Raw genomic sequence first — 16,033 nt, forward strand, 5'->3', positions numbered from 1 at the left:
CTCCTTAATCCAGTCCGTACGCTCATTATCCCCCCCATCAGGGGGGTAGGCCACGCTTATCGCGCCCGATAGAGTAGTGCCATTCGCCGCAGCGGCTACGACGACATCGGCCGCGGGCCTCCCTAGTTTATTAATCAGTACAAGGTGAGTACAGACATGGCTATCGAAAATAAAGTTGCGCTGGTAACCGGCGCCGGTCAGGGCATTGGCCGCGGTATTGCGTTGCGTCTGGCCAAAGACGGCGCGTCGGTGATGCTGGTCGACGTGAACCCTGAAGGGATTGCCGCCGTCGCCGCCGAAGTGGAAGCGCTGGGACGCAAAGCAGCCACCTTCGTCGCTAACATCGCCGATCGCGCGCAGGTGTACGCCGCCATTGATGAAGCGGAAAAACAGCTGGGCGGCTTTGATATTATCGTGAACAACGCCGGGATCGCCCAGGTTCAGGCGCTGGCCGATGTGACGCCTGAAGAAGTGGACCGCATCATGCGCATCAACGTTCAGGGTACCCTGTGGGGTATTCAGGCGGCGGCGAAAAAATTCATCGATCGTCAGCAGAAAGGGAAAATCATCAACGCCTGCTCTATCGCCGGTCATGATGGTTTCGCGCTGCTGGGCGTTTATTCCGCCACCAAATTTGCCGTACGCGCCCTGACGCAGGCGGCGGCGAAGGAGTATGCCAGCCGCGGCATTACGGTTAATGCCTACTGTCCGGGGATTGTGGGAACCGGGATGTGGACCGAAATCGATAAGCGCTTTGCGGAAATTACCGGTGCGCCGGTGGGCGAAACTTATAAAAAATACGTTGAAGGCATCGCCCTTGGCCGCGCCGAAACGCCGGACGATGTGGCAAGCCTGGTCTCTTATCTGGCAGGCCCGGATTCCGATTATGTTACCGGTCAGTCGATTCTGATCGATGGCGGTATTGTTTACCGTTAAGGGATAAACCCGGCGCAGAACGCGCCGGGTTTTTGCGGGGTTACGCGTTAGCCGCGGGCTCCTGCGGCTTGTCGCTACGGGTGTTTTCCAGCATCCGGCGAACCGGAACAATCAGCAGGCACAGCACCGCGGCGCAGATCAGCAGCGCAATAGAGCAGCGTGCGAACAGGTCGGGCAGCATATCCAGCTGATCGGCCTTCACGTGACCGCCAATCAGACCCGCCGCCAGGTTCCCCAGGGCGCTGGCGCAGAACCACAGCCCCATCATCTGGCCGCGCATTCTTTCCGGCGCCAGCAGCGTCATGGTCGCGAGGCCAATCGGGCTGAGGCACAGCTCGCCCAGCGTCAGCATCAGAATACTGCCCACCAGCCACATCGGCGAGACGCCCGCGCCGTTGTTGCTCAGGACGTTTTGCGCCGCCAGCATCATCAGGCCAAAGCCCGCCGCCGCGCATAAAATACCGATAACAAACTTGGTGATGCTGCTCGGACGCACGTTTTTACGCGCCAGCGCAGGCCACGCCCAGCTAAATACCGGCGCCAGCAGAATAATAAACAGGGCGTTAATCGACTGGAACCACACCGCCGGGATCTCGAAGGAGCCGAGCATACGGTTGGTATAGTCGTTAGCGAACAGGTTAAACGAGGTCGGTTTCTGCTCAAACGCCGACCAGAAAAAGGCGGCAGAGATCAGCAGGATAAAGCATACCAGCAGGCGGGCGCGCTCTTTGCGGCTCAATCCGGCGAAGACGAACAGGTAGATAAAATAGAGTACCACCGACGCCGCAATCACGTAGACCAGTACGCTGGCGACCGCCACCGGGTTAATCACGATAACGCCCTGGGCAATCAAGGCGATGATAACCGCCACGCCCACCGTTAGCGCCAGCAACCATGCGCCGACGCCATTTCGTTTCACTACCGGGCTGTTCCAGGTGGAATCGAGGCCGACTTCACTGTCGTAGCGTTTCATCGCCGGGACGGCAAAAACGCGGAAGATAATCAGCGCGACCAGCATCCCGATGCCGCCGATGCCGAAGCCCCAGTGCCAGCCGTGGGATTTAATCAGCCAGCCGGAGATCAGCGGGGCGATAAACGACCCCATGTTGATGCCCATATAAAACAGCGAGAAGCCGCCATCGCGGCGCGCATCGCCTTTTTTGTAGAGGGTACCGACCATCACCGAAATACAGGTTTTAAACAGGCCGGAACCGAGCACGATAAACATCAGGCCAATAAAGAACAGGCTATCGCCCATCACCGCCGACAGGGCGATGGAGAGATGGCCCAGAGCGATCAGTATCGAACCGTACCAGACCGCCTTTTGTTGCCCGAGCCAGTTATCAGCCAGCCAGCCGCCCGGCAGCGCGGCAAGATACATGGTCCCGGCAAAGATCCCGACAATGGCCGACGCGTTCTCGCGCGCCAGCCCCATCCCACCGTCATAGACGGTGGCCGCCATAAACAGGATCAGTAACGGACGAATACCGTAAAACGAGAACCGTTCCCACATTTCGGTGAAAAACAGTGAACCGAGGGGGTAAGGATGACCAAAAAAGGTCCGAGTTTCATTTTTATTAACAGAGGAATGCATAACTTCTCCCAAAGATGTCCGCAGCGCTTTAACGCAGCGGAAAGCGTGTTGGCCTTTTATACATAAGACCAATCATTCACATTTAATGTGACGTAATTTAACCATTTGATAACCTAATAATGGTCCTGTCTAGTCCCTTCCCCCAACTTTTTAGATGAAAAGTCGACAAACGTCTACTTTTACAGATTTAAAGTTGGTGAGAGGGGAAATGTGATTGACAGAGGCATTCATGACAAAAATGATACTTTTCTATTTAATTACAATAAGTTAATAAATTACCATAGCAACCTCATCCCACCAGGAAACCCGGGCGGTAAAAGGGGGAAAAGCAGGAAAAAACAGCATTAATGGTGGGCTTTATTGAGTAACGCCGTTTAATGGCATTCTCATCGACTCAAACAAGACGGGACTCGCGGCAGGGAATATTCCAACCGGCAGCCGGAGGAACGCTCGTAGCGAGCATCCCGACTAGATGGCCCGCTGACGGAGAGGAAATATCTACAGATAGCGGATCAAAAAGACGATAAGCCCCTCAATCATTTGTGGCTTCATGACTCTAAAAAGATACTTAAACTTTTTATGGGATATTTTTACAATGCGCCATTTCGCTTTTGATGTCACCAGCCTCAGGGTGAGCCTGACTTTCAGCGATAGACTTTCTTCAGATACAACGATCCGCACTTTATTTCTTGCATAGTCATATTTGAAACTAATATCAAAAAAGAAGCCATCGTTTGCCACGGTTATTTTTTTGGTATCACCAAAAGATCCCTTGGTAACTTTATTATCAGGGTTAGCTTTTAGATGTGACAATATTGAGACATACAAGCACACGAATTTTATTTTAAACTCATGCCGCTGTCGTTTTATTTTCTCCTTTTCTTCCCTTAATCTTTCCAGGCTATTTGTCATCGAACTCATTTATTCTTCCTGCCATATGATGTCTATCCTACATAATCACCAGCGAAGTTTTTAAAATAGGATAGCATCACGATAATTCTCCATGCGGATAATCAGACAACGCCTCAGAATATTATTTCTGTAGCGTTCGGTAATAACCGCTCATTATGGCTTGCATAATGACAATATATAAAATATGGTTTTTACTGTCATAACGCGATTCTGACATAAAGATTGAAATAAAATCCACTTTTTATTTCATTAGACATGTTTTTCAGAAGTTTCACGTAACATTTTAAATGTCTACTTGCTAAGGATTATATTAGCTATGCGCATAATGTATTGAAAACTTTTAAAAAGCGGGAAAACCAGTGACCCGTTTGTTCGTTGACGGATAAGCCGATGCTCCCGATGGCATACAGGTACGTTTGTGGCGCTATACCCTCCGGGGGTATCTTTCCTGTACGCCACTATCAACGACGATTTCATCCAGCGTGGTTTCATTTCGCTATATTCTGGAGAAGCCATCACTTTCTCAGCGCCGGGTTTATCTCAGCCAGCAGCGGGTATCCTTTATGCAGCGCATTACCGAGCCCTTTACCGTAAAACTGCGGGTCGGTGGCGCCGCTGCCGGAACAGAACGCTAGGGGTGCGCCTCTTCATCCAGGGAGATCACCTGAATGCCGGCGTTGCGATACGCCTGAACGTCATCGGGCAGACGATCGACCACCACGGTATCAATCCGATCCGCGGCGGTAAATTGGGCAAGGGAGGTGTTATTCAGCTTGCTGTAGTCGCAGACGATAATCACCTGGCTGGCGTGTTCAACCATGCCGCGTTTCGTTTCTGCCAGCATGATATCGGCCACGCAGGCGCCGTGTTTCAGCGACAGCGAATTGGCGCCCATAAACGCTTTATCGACGTTCAGCGTATCGAGAATGGAGCGCCCGTTGATAGCCACCACGCAGTGGTACCCCTTCTTCACGATCCCACCCAGCAGAATGGTTTGAATAGAGGGGCTGGCTTCCAGCTCGCGGGCGATTTGGTAATCGTTGGTCACCACCGTGACGTTTTGTCTGTCGCGAATATTGCGCGCGATATGCAGGGTCGTGGTACCGGTATCCAGCACGATAATGTCGCCATCCTCAACCAGCGCCGCCGCGCGCTGGCCGATGCGCTCTTTCGCGCTGAGGTTGACGATTTCGCGCGCGTCAGAGGCCTGTTCAAAGCTTGCCCGCGTGCGAAGAACGGCGCCGCCGTGGGTACGGGTCAGCAGCCCCTCCTCTTCCAGCTGTCGGAGATCGGCACGAATGGTGGCGCCAGATACATTAAAGACGTCACACATCTCAGAAACAGCCACTTTGCGTTTTTCCCTGAGAATACTGAGCAACTTCTCCTGTCTTTCTTCTGCAAACATTCTGCCTCTCTCTATATTTACGGCGCTCTCCGCGCGATAGCATACCTTCAGTCTGGTCCCGCACTCAGCGCATCCAGCCTGTCGTATAAGGCGGCGGATTGCCGGTAGAGCGTATCAAAAAGCTCGCTGCAGGCCTGGTAATATTCCCGCAGACGGGGATCCGGCGAAATCAGCTTGTCGAACTGCACCGTCTGCCGCACGCCGCTGGCAAAATCGGCGTACAGCCCTGCGCCAACCCCGGCGATAATACCGCATCCGGTGACGCCATTCTCCTGATTGCGCGTGGATAATATCGGAAGATTGTACGCCGCCGCTTTGATTTCAAGCCACAGCGGGCTGCGCGCGCCGCCGCCGGAAGCGATCATTTGCTGCGGATATTGCCCGCACGCTTGCAGCTGGCGAAGGTTGCGCCAGGACGCAAAGGCCACCCCTTCCAGAACCGCGCGAAATAAATGGCCGCGGCGATGCTTGCGCTGCAGGCCGAAAAACTGCGCCCGCGAGTTCGTGTGCTCGGCCAGGCGCTCTCCCGTCAGATAGGGAAGAAAGAGCAGCCCTTCCGCACCGGCAGGCACCGCGGCTGCTTCCTGCAAAAGCTGCGGGTGCGTTATCTGGTTATCGGCCAGCGCCAGCCGCGCCCAGCGGACGGCATCGCCTCCGGCATCCAGAATCGTAAATCCACCCCAGGCCGCGTTAGCCAGATGAAGATTATTGACCAGCGGATGACGTAACGGCCGCTGCGATACCACCGTTATTAGCGTCGACGTGCCGGTGGAGTCGGACGCCATCCCCGGCTCATACACGCCAGAACCGAGCAGAGAGGCCGCCATATCGGACGTGCCTGCCACCACCGGGATACCGACAGGTAGCCCCGTCGTATCGGATGCGCGCGGCGTCACCTGGCCGATGATGTCGCTGGAAAGTTTAAGCTCAGGTAGCTGATCGACCCGCAGGCCAAACGTTTCGCAGGCTTGCGAAGACCAGTTGCGGGTTTCGCTGTCCATCAGGAAATAGCAGGACGCCTCGCTATAGTCGGTCGCCAGGGCGCCGGTGAGCATGAAATTAATATAGTCCTTCGGCATTAACACTTTGGCGAGCTTTGGCCAACGCTCCGGATGATGTTCACGCCACCAGGCTAATTTAAAAGCCGGCCAGGCCGCCGCGGGCGGATTATTTAAATGCGCCAGCCACTTTTCCCGCCCTTCGCGCGCGGTAAAGGCATCCACCTGCGGCTGGCTGCGCTTGTCATTCCACAGCAGCGCCCGGTCCTCCACCAGCTCGCCGCAGTCGTCCAGCAGGACGGTGCCGTGCATCTGTCCGCAGGCGCCAATGACCGCAATCTGCGTAACCATTTCAGGATAGCGGTAGAGCACCTCGCGTATGCATTCACAGGCGGCCCGCCACCATAGAGAAGGAGCCTGTTCTGACCAGCCCGCACGCGGCGTGGTCTGCTCATACTCCCTCTGCGCAAAGCCGACCATCGTGCCATCAACGCACAAAATAGCGGCGCGGGTACTACCAGTGCCAACATCAATCGTGAGTATTTTATCTTTCATCACTGACTCCGGTGACGTTTTATGGCGGGCCATCAGGCCCGCGGTCTCTCAGTTTAATCGGCGTTCAGCTCGGGAAAGCGCTCCGGGTGCTGCTCCAGTTCAGTCAGCACTTTGCTGACCGCACCGTGGCTCATGCCAAAGCGGCGGACGCCAAGCTGGTAAAGCGCGCGCACCGTTTCCAGATCGCGAATGCCTCCTGCGCCTTTGATATCGATTCGGCCTTTAAGCTGGTCGGCAATGATGCTGACTTTTTCCACCGTCGCGCCGGTCGGCGCCCAGCCGGTGGAGGTTTTGACCCACTTCATCCCCACCTCTACGGCGATATCGCACACGCGGCGAATCTGCTCCTCATTGAGATAGTGCGTTTCGAGGATCACCTTCGCCGGTACCGGCGCGGCGGCGTCCACCACGCGGCGTAAATCCTCGCGCACATAGTCATAATCGCCGGATAACACTTTGCCGATGTTCACCACCATATCGACTTCGCGGGCGCCATCGGCAATCAGCTGCCGCACTTCCTGAACCTTGGTATCAGTAGCATGCCCGCCGCCGGGAAAGCCGACCGGCCCGCCAATCATCACCTCTCCCGTTCCCTGCTGCGGCAGCAACGTACTGAGAAAACGCGTCCAGCAGGGCAGCACATGGACGGAAATAATGTTGTATCGGGTAGCCAGCTCGGCGCAGGCGCGAACGTCCGCTTCGGTACTGGTGGCCTGGACTGCGCTCAGGTCGACTAAACGCGCAAAACGACGGGTTGTTTCATTCATGGTTTCATCCTGCTCTTTGTTTTTAGTTACTTTCATTTAATGCTGTTAATCGGCTTAAATCCATTTAAAAACGCATTAAATGAAAATAACGTGATCAAATTAGCATTTTTTTATTTTCATTTGTTTTTAATTAGCAGACGGAAAATGAGCGAAGCTCTTGCTGAACGGGCGTAAATGGGCATAAACGGGCACAACCGCAATATTGCATTTATTTTTGTTTGTTTTTGTTTGTGACCGGATAACGAGCGAGGTAGCGGAAACGGGTGCCGGGAGGGAGGTTGAAATGCGTTTCCTGTCACATTCTCCGGCGACGAAAAGATCGCCTTCAGAGGATATTCCCGCGCTCTCAACGCCCCGCGCAAGGGAAAGGTAATCTGATTAAGTACTTCAGGAGAGAGCTATGTTGCCGCTGGAACGTCACCGTTTGATTGTCGAACTGCTGGGCCAACACGGCGTAATGCGGGTCAATGAGATCGCGCAAGCGACCCAGGTTTCCAGGGAAACGATTCGCCGCGATCTGAGCGCGCTGGAACGGAAAGGGATCTTAAATCGGAGCCATGGAGGAGCGCTGGCGGCGGAGAACCCGCTGCCGGCAATCCGGGCGGCGTCGCCCGCTCTGCCGGTCGAAGATAGCCAGGGAAGCTTTCAGCAGAGAACGCTACTGCACAGCGAAGGAAAAATGCGCGTTGCCCGCAAAGCGCTGCAGTTTCTGCAGCCGGGACAGACCATCGTCCTGGACGGCAGCAGCACCAGCTGGTTTTTGGCCCGGCAGATGCCGGAGATGGCGCTAACGGTGATTACGCCCTCCATCCGCATCTTGCAAACGCTGATGAGCAGACGCTCGTTGCATCTCGTGGGACTGGGGGGCGATTTTTCCCCGACCGAGGAGTCGTTCTTCGGTGAAACCGCCTCACGAACGCTGCGGGAGTACGCCGTCGATACGCTCTTTTTCTCCTGCCAGGGACTGGAGCGCGATAGCGGCTTATATGCGGGTACGGAAGCCCACGCCGCCCTGTTGAAACAGATGATGCTGGCCGCCCGTCAGACGGTGGCATTAGTCGACGGCAGCAAGCTGGGGCGAACGGGCGTCGCGCGGATCGGCGGGTTAGGCGAACTGGACTGTTTAATTACCGAAAAGTTTACCGATCCGCTGCTGGAAAAAGAGATGACCTGGCACAACGTCGGCTTACAAATCGCCTGAGTGCGCCGTCATGACGTGACGGCCAATACGCGCATTGTCGAAACGCTGCTTCACGCGGCAGGGCCAGACTTTGCCTGAAATCAGCCACTACCGGAATAAAAAGAGGCCTTATGCGTTATTACCTTTCTCCCTCGCTCATGTGCATGGACATGATGCAAGTGACCGAACAGCTGCGCTTTTTAAATAGCAAAGCCGATAGGCTGCACGTCGACGTGATGGACGGGCACTACGTTAAAAATCTGGCGCTATCAGCCAGCTTTGTCGCGCAGATTCGTCCTTACACGTCGCTGCCGATCGACGTCCATTTGATGGTTGAGGAACCTGCGGCATTTATCCCGGCGCTGATAGAAGCCGGAGCAGACGCCATTTCACTGCATCCGGAAACCATTTGCCGGGAAGCCTTTCGCATCATCAATTCCATCCGCCAGGCGGGTAAAGCGGTGGGCATGGTGCTCAATCCCGCCACGCCGGTTGAGAGCATGCAGCACTATCTGCATCTGCTCGATAAGGTCACGGTAATGACCGTCGATCCGGGCTATGCCGGTCAGCCGTTTATTCCCGAAATGACCGCCAAAATCGCGCAGCTTCATCAGCTAAAAGAGACCCGCGACCTCCACTTCTTGCTGGAAGTCGACGGCTCATGCAACCGCACCACCTACCGTGAGCTGCTGGGCGCCGGGGCGCAGGTATTAGTGATGGGCAGCAGCGGCTTATTCCGCCCGGATATGCCGCTCGAGCAGGCCTGGGAAAAAATGTCCCGGGAACTGTCCGCCGCGCTGCACTCCCCCGAGTGCGTATAAAGGAGCGAATGATGTCAGGAAAAGTCTGCGTTTTTGGTTCATTCAATTTCGACATGGTGGCCAGAGTGGAACGCTTTCCCGTCCCGGGCGAGTCGTTAGTGGCCTGCGGGAGCATGACCAGCGCCGGCGGAAAAGGGGCGAACCAGGCCACCGCCGCGCTAAAAGCGGGAGCGAATGTCCACTATATCGGCAAGATTGGTAATGATACGTTCGGCCATTTTGCCCGCCGCCATCTGAAAGGCGTGGGGTTTAACGCCGTAACGCTGCTGGTCGCCGAAGATGTCCCCACCGGCAATGCGCTGATTTATGTGGCCGGCAACGATGCCGAAAACATGATCGCCGTCGACCCCGGCGCGAATATGACGGTCAGCGATGATGAAATCGCCAGCTGCGTCCCCGCTATCGGCTGCGCGGATGTGGTTCTGGTTCAGCTGGAAAACAATCTTTCCGCCATTGAACAGGTCGTTGACGCCGCGAAAGCAGCCGGGGCCTTCGTGGTGCTCAATCCCGCCCCCTGGCAGCCCGTTGAGCGCGCCTTTCTAAGCAAAGTGGATCTGCTCACGCCGAACGCGACGGAGGCCGGGCTAATGACCGGGCGCCGGGTTGACAGTCTGGCGGCCGCGGCCGAGGCCGCCGATATGCTCCATGCTCAGGGCGCGCGCAATGTCATTATCACCCTTGGCGCAAAGGGCGCCCTGTTGAGCGAGCAGGGCGTGAAATCCCCTATCCCGTGCTTTCCTTCTCATCCCCGCGATACCACCGGCGCGGGCGATGCCTTTAACGGCGCGCTGGCGGCGCGTCTGGCCTGCGGCGAGCCGCTGCATACCGCGGCCCGATTCGCGGCGGCCTATGCCGCCGTCAGCGTCGAAAAGCAGGGCGCATCATCTTTACCGGATTACCAGGAGGCACGAGAACGGCTTTTGCGTGCCGCCTCTGATTATCAAATGGCATAAACCCTACTGTATAAAAACCATTAAGAGGATAGCTCAATGAGTACGCTAATAACGGATAAGGTCGATAAAGCGGCGGTCCACCATGAAAAACTGGACACCAGCGCGTATTTACCGCACACCCCCTGGCTGCAATTTTTACTGGTCTGTTGCCTGTTTGCTCTATGGGGCATGGCGGGTAACCTGAATGATATTTTGATCGCCCAGTTTAAAAAGGGCTTCGATTTAACGGACACCCAGACGGCGCTGGTGCAGTCGATTTTTTTCCTCGGCTATTTTTTTGTCGCCCTGCCTGCGGCGGCGCTGATTAAGCGCTATTCCTATAAAGCGGCGATTATTATTGGGCTGTGCCTGTACGCCCTCGGCTGTTTCCTGTTCGTTCCGGCCGCGCAGATCATGACCTACGGCGCGTTCCTCGCCTGCCTGGGGGTGATCGCCTGCGGACTCTCTTTTCTGGAAACGTCGGCAAATACCTACTCAAGCCTGCTGGGCCCGATTCAATCGTCCACCCAACGCATTAACTTTTCGCAGATCTTCAACTCGCTGGGCGTGATTTCCGGCGTGCTGATTGGCCAGGTGATGGTCTTTGGCGAAAACGATCCGAGCCATGAACAGCTGCTGGCGATGCCCGCCGCCGCCGCGGACGCCGCGCGCCATCAGATGGTCGGCCAGGTGGTCGGGCCCTATCTGATTATCGGCTCCGTGCTGGTAGTACTGGCGCTGGTGTTCGTGTTTATTAAATTCCCGTCGTGCAAGGGCACGCCGTCTCAACAGCAGCAGATCCCGACAGAAAGCATGGGACCTACGCTGAAACGCCTGTTTGCTATCCCGCGCTTTCGCCTCGGGATCCTGTCGCAGTTTTTGTACGTCGGCGCCCAGGTTGGCGTATGGAGCTTCACGATTCGCTTTGTGCAGCTCGTGCAGCAGGGCACCAGCGAGCACTCCGCGACTTACTGGCTGCTGGCTTCTCTGGTGATTTACGCCGTGGGTAAAACCGTGGCCACCTGGTTGATGAACCGCCTGAATCCGGCGCTGCTGCTCGGCACCTTTGCCCTGGCCGCCACGGTCCTTTTATTGGTCGCCGTGTTCAGCAGTTCAATGCTGGCGGTCTATGCACTCATTCTGGTCAGCTTCTGTATGGCGCCATGCTGGCCGACTAACTTTGGCCTGGTCATTAAAGGCATGGGGAAAGATACCCAGACCGCGGGCTCGATCGTGGTGATGTCGATTATCGGCGGGGCCGTTATTCCGCTGGTGATGGGCATTATCTCGGATATGAACGGCGGCAATATGCAAATCGCCTTTATCGCCCCGCTCCTGTGCTTTGTATATGTCGCTTTCTACGGTTTCTGGTGCGTGCGTAAGGGGGTATAAAATGCGTGAACTGGTTAATAAAATTGCTCATATCGGCTATCAGGTCAGCGACTTAACGCGTTCGCTGGCCTTCTATGAACCGCTGGGCTTTCAGCGCCAGCAGCGGTTTAGCAAACCTTCGCCGCAGGGCGCCATTGAAGTCGCTTTCCTTGAAATGGGGGGCGCCGTTCTTGAGCTGTACCAGCTGCCCACAGGAACGCCTTTTGACGCTCCTCGCTGCGGTATCGATCATCTGGCGCTGGAAGTTAGCGACCTGAATGCGGTGCAGCGGCGGCTGGCGGCGCTCGGTTATCCGCTCGATGAAGGGCCGATTGAGGAAGAAAATGTGCGCTTCCTGCTTATTCGCGGCCCCGACGGCGAACGGCTCGAGTTTGATGCCTTTAAGCGCTAAGCGGCCGGCCTGATTCCCTTCTCCCTTTTAGGCCCGGTTAATACGGGTCTAAAAGCGGGCTTCCTCTGGCTTTACAAAAACCGGGGTAATTCGAGGATTTCTCTCCCCTACCCAGCCTCTCCTGCCTATTGTGCAATGTTACAAAATTGCTTCTGTTTTGTTGATTTTCTATTGTGAGCCATTCGGCAATTTCCTCTCCTGAATTTCCCCAGACTACATTCAGTCAATACGCGATATCAGGAGAGACAAATGAGCAGCACCTCCGCCGACTTCCAGAATCTTTACCAGGCCCTGAGCCGCAGCGCCACCCGCAGCCCGGATGCGCTGGCGCTGGCGTTTGAGGATCGGCGCTATCTGTACCGCGATTTTCACCTGCGGGTACAGCGAGCGATGGCGCAGCTTGACCAGGTCTGGTCGCTGCGCAAAGGCGATCGAATCCTGCTGGCCTGGGGGAATCATCCCGCTTTTTGCGAAGTCCTATTTGCCGCGCTGGGTCTGGGCATCGAAGTGGTCCCTTTCAGCACTAAGCTTAAGCAGGCCGAAAGCGAGGAGCTGGTGGGTCATATCGCCCCCCGGGCCGTGCTGTTCGATGCGACCGTGCAGGACTGGCTGAAACACACTCCCGACGCCCGCTGCATTTCGCTCAGCGAATGGCAGGCGCTCTCTCTTCCCGATCCGCTAACCCGTCTGCCGACCCCGGTTAACCGCGATGATACGGCGGTGATGATGTTTACCTCCGGTACCACCGGCGAGCCTAAAGGGGCGATTATCACGCACCACAACCTGCTCTGCGCGATTGACGCTTACACGCAAAAACTGCATCTTACCGCCGCGGATAGCACCATTCTGGCGGTGCCTATCTATCACATCACCGGCCTGTCGGCGCTGCTGGCGCTGTTTATTAGCCTTGGCGCGAGCATCTGGCTACAGCACCGGTTCAACGCCCCGCAGGTAATCAACACACTGCGCGAGCAGAACATTACCTTTCTGCACGGCTCGCCAACCATTTTTATCCTGCTTTGCCAGGCTGCGCGCGAGCAGAGCGCCAGCCATCCAGGCGATTTCCCCGCGCTGCGCACGATTGCCTGCGGCGCGGGTCACCTGAGCGACGGACTGATCGCTGAGCTAAAAACCCTGTTCCCGCATACGGCGATTCAGCCGATCTACGGTCTCACCGAAACGACCTCACCCGCGACGATTTTTCCGGGCGACGTCTGGGGCAGCGCTAAATGCGGCAGTTCGGGCCAGGCGATCCCCGGTCTCGCCATTACGATCCGCAACGATCTCCAGCAGCCCCTCCCCGCCGGGCAAATCGGGCATATCTGGCTAAAAGGCGATGTGTTGATCCGCGAATACTGGCAGCACAGCGAACGACGCCCGAGCTGCGATGCGCAGGGCTGGTTTTGTACCGGCGATCTTGGCTATCTCGACGACGAAGGCTGGCTGTACATCAAAGACCGTAGCAAAGACATGATCAATCGCGGCGGAGAGAAGATCTACTCGCTGGAGCTGGAGAACATCCTCTCTACCTATCGGGGCGTGCGGGAAGTTGCCGTGATCCCGACCCCCAGCCCGGTCTATGGCGAAGAGCCGGTGGCGTTTATCGTGCCGGACGGTCAGCACCACCTGACCAGCGAAGAGATCCTCGGCTGGCTGAAGGTCAAAATCGCCCGCTTTAAGCTGCCGGCGCGCATTATTTTCACCCGCGTTTTACCGCGTACCCATAACGGAAAAGTGAGCAAACAGCAGCTTAAAACGCGCCTCGCGGAATCCATCATCACGCTATCAACGGAGGATAAAAAGTGAGCAACAAATTTATCAGCGCCCATCAAGCGGCGCAGCGGGTCGCCAGCGGAGACACCGTCTGTACCGTCGGGATGACGCTTATCGGCGCGGCGGAATCCATTTTAGGCGCCATCGAAGCGCGTTTTCTGAGCGGAGGCGAGCCGCGCGATTTGACGCTGCTGCATGCCGCAGGGCAAAGCGATCGCCAGCGCGGTATCCAGCACTTCGCCCATCCGGGTATGGTGACGCGCCTCATCGGTTCGCACTGGGGCCTGGCGCCGCGCTGGATGGCGATGATCAACAACAACGAAGTGGAAGCCTGGTGTCTGCCGCAGGGGCAGATCGTTCATCTCTATAGCGCGATGGCTGCCGGACTTACGGGGCGCCTTTCCCCCGTCGGGCTCGGTACCTTTGTCGATCCGCGCATGGAAGGCGGGCGGATGAACGTCCGCACCCGCGAACGGCCCGATCTGATCGAGCACGTGACGTTTCGCGGCGACGAGTATCTGTTCTACCCGGCCATTCCTCTGGACGTGGTCATTGTGCGCGGCACCCATGCTGATGAAGACGGCAACCTCACGACCGATGAAGAGGTGATGAAGCTGGAAGTTCTGCACGCGGTTCTCGCCGCCAGACGCTATGGGGCGAAGGTGCTGGCGCAGGTGAAATATCGCGTGGCGAAAGGCTCGCTGCATCCGAAAAGCATCACCGTTCCCGGCAACCTGATCGACGCCATTGTGGTGTGCGAAGAGCCGCAGACGGATCACCGCCAGACCTCCAGCTGGGACTTCGATCCGGCGCTGTGCGGCGATATCCAGCTTCCCGCCACGCAGAACGCGCCGCTGCCGCTCGACCTGCGCAAGCTCATCGGGCGGATTGCCTGCCGCTATCTGACGCCCGGCTGCGTCATCAATCTCGGCACCGGCATTCCCAACGACGTTATTGGCGCCATCATTCACGAAGAACGGCTCGGCGAGCAGGTCACCATCACCGTGGAGTCAGGGATCTACGGTGGGCAGCAGGCGGGCGGCGTTGATTTCGGCATCGGCCGTAATCTGAGCGCGATGATAAGCCACCAGGATCAAATGCTCTATTACAACGGCGCCGGGGTCGATATCACCTTTATGGGCGCCGGCGAGATGGACCCGCACGGCCACGTCAACGCCACGCGGCTCGGCACCTCCTGCCCCGGCGCGGGTGGTTTTATCGATATCACCCAGAATGCCCGCCACGTCGTGTTCTGCTCCTCTTTTACCGCCAAAGGGCTGGAGATCGCCTGTGAACAAGGGACGCTGCATATCCGTCGCGAAGGCGAGGTACGCAAATTCGTCGCCGGGGTTAATCAGATTTCTTACAACGGCGAGCTGGCCCGCGCCAAAGGACAAACCATGCATTACGTCACCGAACGGGCGGTTTTCGAACTGCGCCCGGAGGGGCCGGTGCTGACGGAAATCGCCCCCGGTATCGATCTTGAGCGCGACATCCTGGCGCATATGGATTTTCGTCCGACGATCGCCACGGACCTTCAGGTTATGGACAGCCGCTTGTTCACCCCGCAGCCCTGCGGCCTCGCGGAACATCTGTCCCGGAATTCATCCTCTGACTCATAAGGAAATTAGCTATGAAACTTGCCAGTAAAACCGCCATTGTCACCGGCGCCGCTCGCGGTATCGGCTTTGGCATTGCCCAGGTGCTTGCGCGGGAAGGCGTGCGCGTGATCATCGCCGATCGCGACGCGCACGGCGAAGCCGCCGCCGCCTCCCTGCGCGAATCGGGCGCGCAGGCACTGTTTATCAGCTGCAATATCGGTGAAAAAGCGCAGGTCGAAGCGCTGTTTTCCCAGGCCGAAGAGGCGTTTGGCCCGGTGGATATTGTGGTGAATAACGCCGGAATTAACCGCGACGCCATGCTGCACAAACTCTCCGAAGCGGATTGGGACACGGTGATCGATGTCAATCTGAAGGGCACTTTTCTCTGTATGCAGCAGGCCGCCATCCGCATGCGCGAGCGCGGCGCGGGCCGCATTATCAATATCGCTTCCGCCAGCTGGCTTGGCAACGTCGGGCAAACCAACTATTCGGCGTCAAAAGCCGGCGTGGTGGGGATGACCAAAACCGCCTGCCGCGAACTGGCGAAGAAAGGCGTCACGGTTAACGCCATCTGCCCGGGCTTTATCGATACCGATATGACGCGCGGCGTCCCGGAAAACGTCTGGCAAATCATGATCAATAAGATACCCGCGGGCTACGCCGGGGAGGCGAAAGACGTTGGCGAGTGCGTGGCGTTTCTGGCATCCGACGGCGCACGCTATATCAACGGTGAAGTGATTAACGTCGGCGGCGGCATGGTGCTGTAAGGAGAAAAA

General features: G+C 56.8%; 14 protein-coding genes. 9 read left to right on the top strand and 5 right to left on the bottom strand.

Annotation, left to right across the window (positions count from 1 at the left end; translation table 11 throughout):
* The first annotated feature begins 156 nt into the window (after nucleotides 1–156).
* A complete protein-coding gene (locus tag KCG39_RS13935) occupies nucleotides 157–936 on the top strand; it encodes an acetoin reductase (protein WP_004124794.1) in 780 nt (259 codons plus the stop codon).
* 40 nt (nucleotides 937–976) lie between these two features.
* Here the strand turns inward: KCG39_RS13935 and KCG39_RS13940 are convergent, their stop codons facing one another.
* The 5 genes from KCG39_RS13940 to deoC form a co-directional block, all read right to left on the bottom strand.
* Complete coding sequence (locus KCG39_RS13940; RefSeq protein ID WP_004124798.1) at nucleotides 977–2,530, bottom strand: peptide MFS transporter; 1,554 nt, start codon at nucleotides 2,528–2,530, stop codon at nucleotides 977–979.
* A gap of 498 nt (nucleotides 2,531–3,028) precedes the next feature.
* On the bottom strand, nucleotides 3,029–3,451 hold the full coding sequence (locus KCG39_RS13945) for a hypothetical protein (protein ID WP_004124801.1): 423 nt from the start codon (nucleotides 3,449–3,451) through the stop codon (nucleotides 3,029–3,031).
* 622 nt (nucleotides 3,452–4,073) lie between these two features.
* Nucleotides 4,074–4,847 (bottom strand): DeoR/GlpR family DNA-binding transcription regulator, encoded by a 774-nt coding sequence (locus KCG39_RS13950; RefSeq protein ID WP_004124804.1) that lies wholly within the window; start codon nucleotides 4,845–4,847, stop codon nucleotides 4,074–4,076.
* Nucleotides 4,848–4,894: 47 nt separating this feature from the next.
* Nucleotides 4,895–6,400, bottom strand: a complete 1,506-nt coding sequence (locus KCG39_RS13955; RefSeq protein ID WP_004124808.1) for a xylulokinase — start codon at nucleotides 6,398–6,400, stop codon at nucleotides 4,895–4,897.
* Nucleotides 6,401–6,453: 53 nt separating this feature from the next.
* Complete coding sequence (gene deoC, locus KCG39_RS13960) at nucleotides 6,454–7,203, bottom strand: deoxyribose-phosphate aldolase (RefSeq protein ID WP_032741946.1); 750 nt, start codon at nucleotides 7,201–7,203, stop codon at nucleotides 6,454–6,456.
* Between the two features lie 364 nt (nucleotides 7,204–7,567).
* Here deoC and KCG39_RS13965 point away from each other — a divergent pair, with 364 nt between their 5' ends.
* From KCG39_RS13965 to fabG, 8 genes are all read left to right on the top strand, one after another.
* Nucleotides 7,568–8,368, top strand: coding sequence for a DeoR/GlpR family DNA-binding transcription regulator (locus tag KCG39_RS13965; RefSeq protein ID WP_004124815.1), 801 nt, complete (start codon nucleotides 7,568–7,570; stop codon nucleotides 8,366–8,368).
* Nucleotides 8,369–8,478: 110 nt separating this feature from the next.
* Nucleotides 8,479–9,168 carry a D-allulose 6-phosphate 3-epimerase gene (gene alsE, locus KCG39_RS13970; protein WP_112166788.1) on the top strand — a complete coding sequence of 230 codons (690 nt, stop codon included), beginning with the start codon at nucleotides 8,479–8,481 and terminating at the stop codon, nucleotides 9,166–9,168.
* 11 nt (nucleotides 9,169–9,179) lie between these two features.
* Complete coding sequence (locus KCG39_RS13975) at nucleotides 9,180–10,121, top strand: ribokinase (RefSeq protein WP_004124820.1); 942 nt, start codon at nucleotides 9,180–9,182, stop codon at nucleotides 10,119–10,121.
* A 36-nt stretch (nucleotides 10,122–10,157) separates the two neighbouring features.
* On the top strand, nucleotides 10,158–11,492 hold the full coding sequence (fucP, locus tag KCG39_RS13980; protein ID WP_004124824.1) for an L-fucose:H+ symporter permease: 1,335 nt from the start codon (nucleotides 10,158–10,160) through the stop codon (nucleotides 11,490–11,492).
* A 1-nt stretch (nucleotide 11,493) separates the two neighbouring features.
* Nucleotides 11,494–11,883 (top strand): VOC family protein, encoded by a 390-nt coding sequence (locus KCG39_RS13985; RefSeq protein ID WP_004124827.1) that lies wholly within the window; start codon nucleotides 11,494–11,496, stop codon nucleotides 11,881–11,883.
* A gap of 249 nt (nucleotides 11,884–12,132) precedes the next feature.
* Nucleotides 12,133–13,689 (top strand): class I adenylate-forming enzyme family protein, encoded by a 1,557-nt coding sequence (locus KCG39_RS13990; protein WP_142468422.1) that lies wholly within the window; start codon nucleotides 12,133–12,135, stop codon nucleotides 13,687–13,689.
* Entirely contained in the window at nucleotides 13,686–15,278 is a 1,593-nt protein-coding gene (locus tag KCG39_RS13995) for an acyl CoA:acetate/3-ketoacid CoA transferase (RefSeq protein WP_211811427.1), read from the top strand. The genes KCG39_RS13990 and KCG39_RS13995 overlap by 4 nt, the downstream gene beginning before the upstream one ends.
* A gap of 11 nt (nucleotides 15,279–15,289) precedes the next feature.
* Nucleotides 15,290–16,024: a 3-oxoacyl-ACP reductase FabG gene (fabG, locus tag KCG39_RS14000; RefSeq protein WP_142468419.1), complete on the top strand. Its 735-nt coding sequence runs from the start codon at nucleotides 15,290–15,292 to the stop codon at nucleotides 16,022–16,024.
* Nucleotides 16,025–16,033 lie beyond the last annotated feature (9 nt).

It is taken from the genome of Klebsiella pasteurii, from assembly GCF_018139045.1.
In the GTDB taxonomy this organism is placed as follows: Bacteria; Pseudomonadota; Gammaproteobacteria; order Enterobacterales; family Enterobacteriaceae; genus Klebsiella; species Klebsiella grimontii.

Bases quoted from the DNA above. Each gene is read 5' to 3' on its own strand.
- KCG39_RS13945 (WP_004124801.1), bottom strand. From the start codon at position 3,451: ATGAGTTCGATGACAAATAGCCTGGAAAGATTAAGGGAAGAAAAGGAG.
- KCG39_RS13955 (WP_004124808.1), bottom strand. From the start codon at position 6,400: ATGAAAGATAAAATACTCACGATTGATGTTGGCACTGGTAGTACCCGC.
- KCG39_RS13990 (WP_142468422.1), top strand. From the start codon at position 12,133: ATGAGCAGCACCTCCGCCGACTTCCAGAATCTTTACCAGGCCCTGAGC.
- KCG39_RS13940 (WP_004124798.1), bottom strand. From the start codon at position 2,530: ATGCATTCCTCTGTTAATAAAAATGAAACTCGGACCTTTTTTGGTCAT.
- fucP (WP_004124824.1), top strand. From the start codon at position 10,158: ATGAGTACGCTAATAACGGATAAGGTCGATAAAGCGGCGGTCCACCAT.
- KCG39_RS13935 (WP_004124794.1), top strand. From the start codon at position 157: ATGGCTATCGAAAATAAAGTTGCGCTGGTAACCGGCGCCGGTCAGGGC.
- KCG39_RS13975 (WP_004124820.1), top strand. From the start codon at position 9,180: ATGTCAGGAAAAGTCTGCGTTTTTGGTTCATTCAATTTCGACATGGTG.
- KCG39_RS13950 (WP_004124804.1), bottom strand. From the start codon at position 4,847: ATGTTTGCAGAAGAAAGACAGGAGAAGTTGCTCAGTATTCTCAGGGAA.
- alsE (WP_112166788.1), top strand. From the start codon at position 8,479: ATGCGTTATTACCTTTCTCCCTCGCTCATGTGCATGGACATGATGCAA.
- KCG39_RS13965 (WP_004124815.1), top strand. From the start codon at position 7,568: ATGTTGCCGCTGGAACGTCACCGTTTGATTGTCGAACTGCTGGGCCAA.
- KCG39_RS13985 (WP_004124827.1), top strand. From the start codon at position 11,494: ATGCGTGAACTGGTTAATAAAATTGCTCATATCGGCTATCAGGTCAGC.
- deoC (WP_032741946.1), bottom strand. From the start codon at position 7,203: ATGAAAGTAACTAAAAACAAAGAGCAGGATGAAACCATGAATGAAACA.
- fabG (WP_142468419.1), top strand. From the start codon at position 15,290: ATGAAACTTGCCAGTAAAACCGCCATTGTCACCGGCGCCGCTCGCGGT.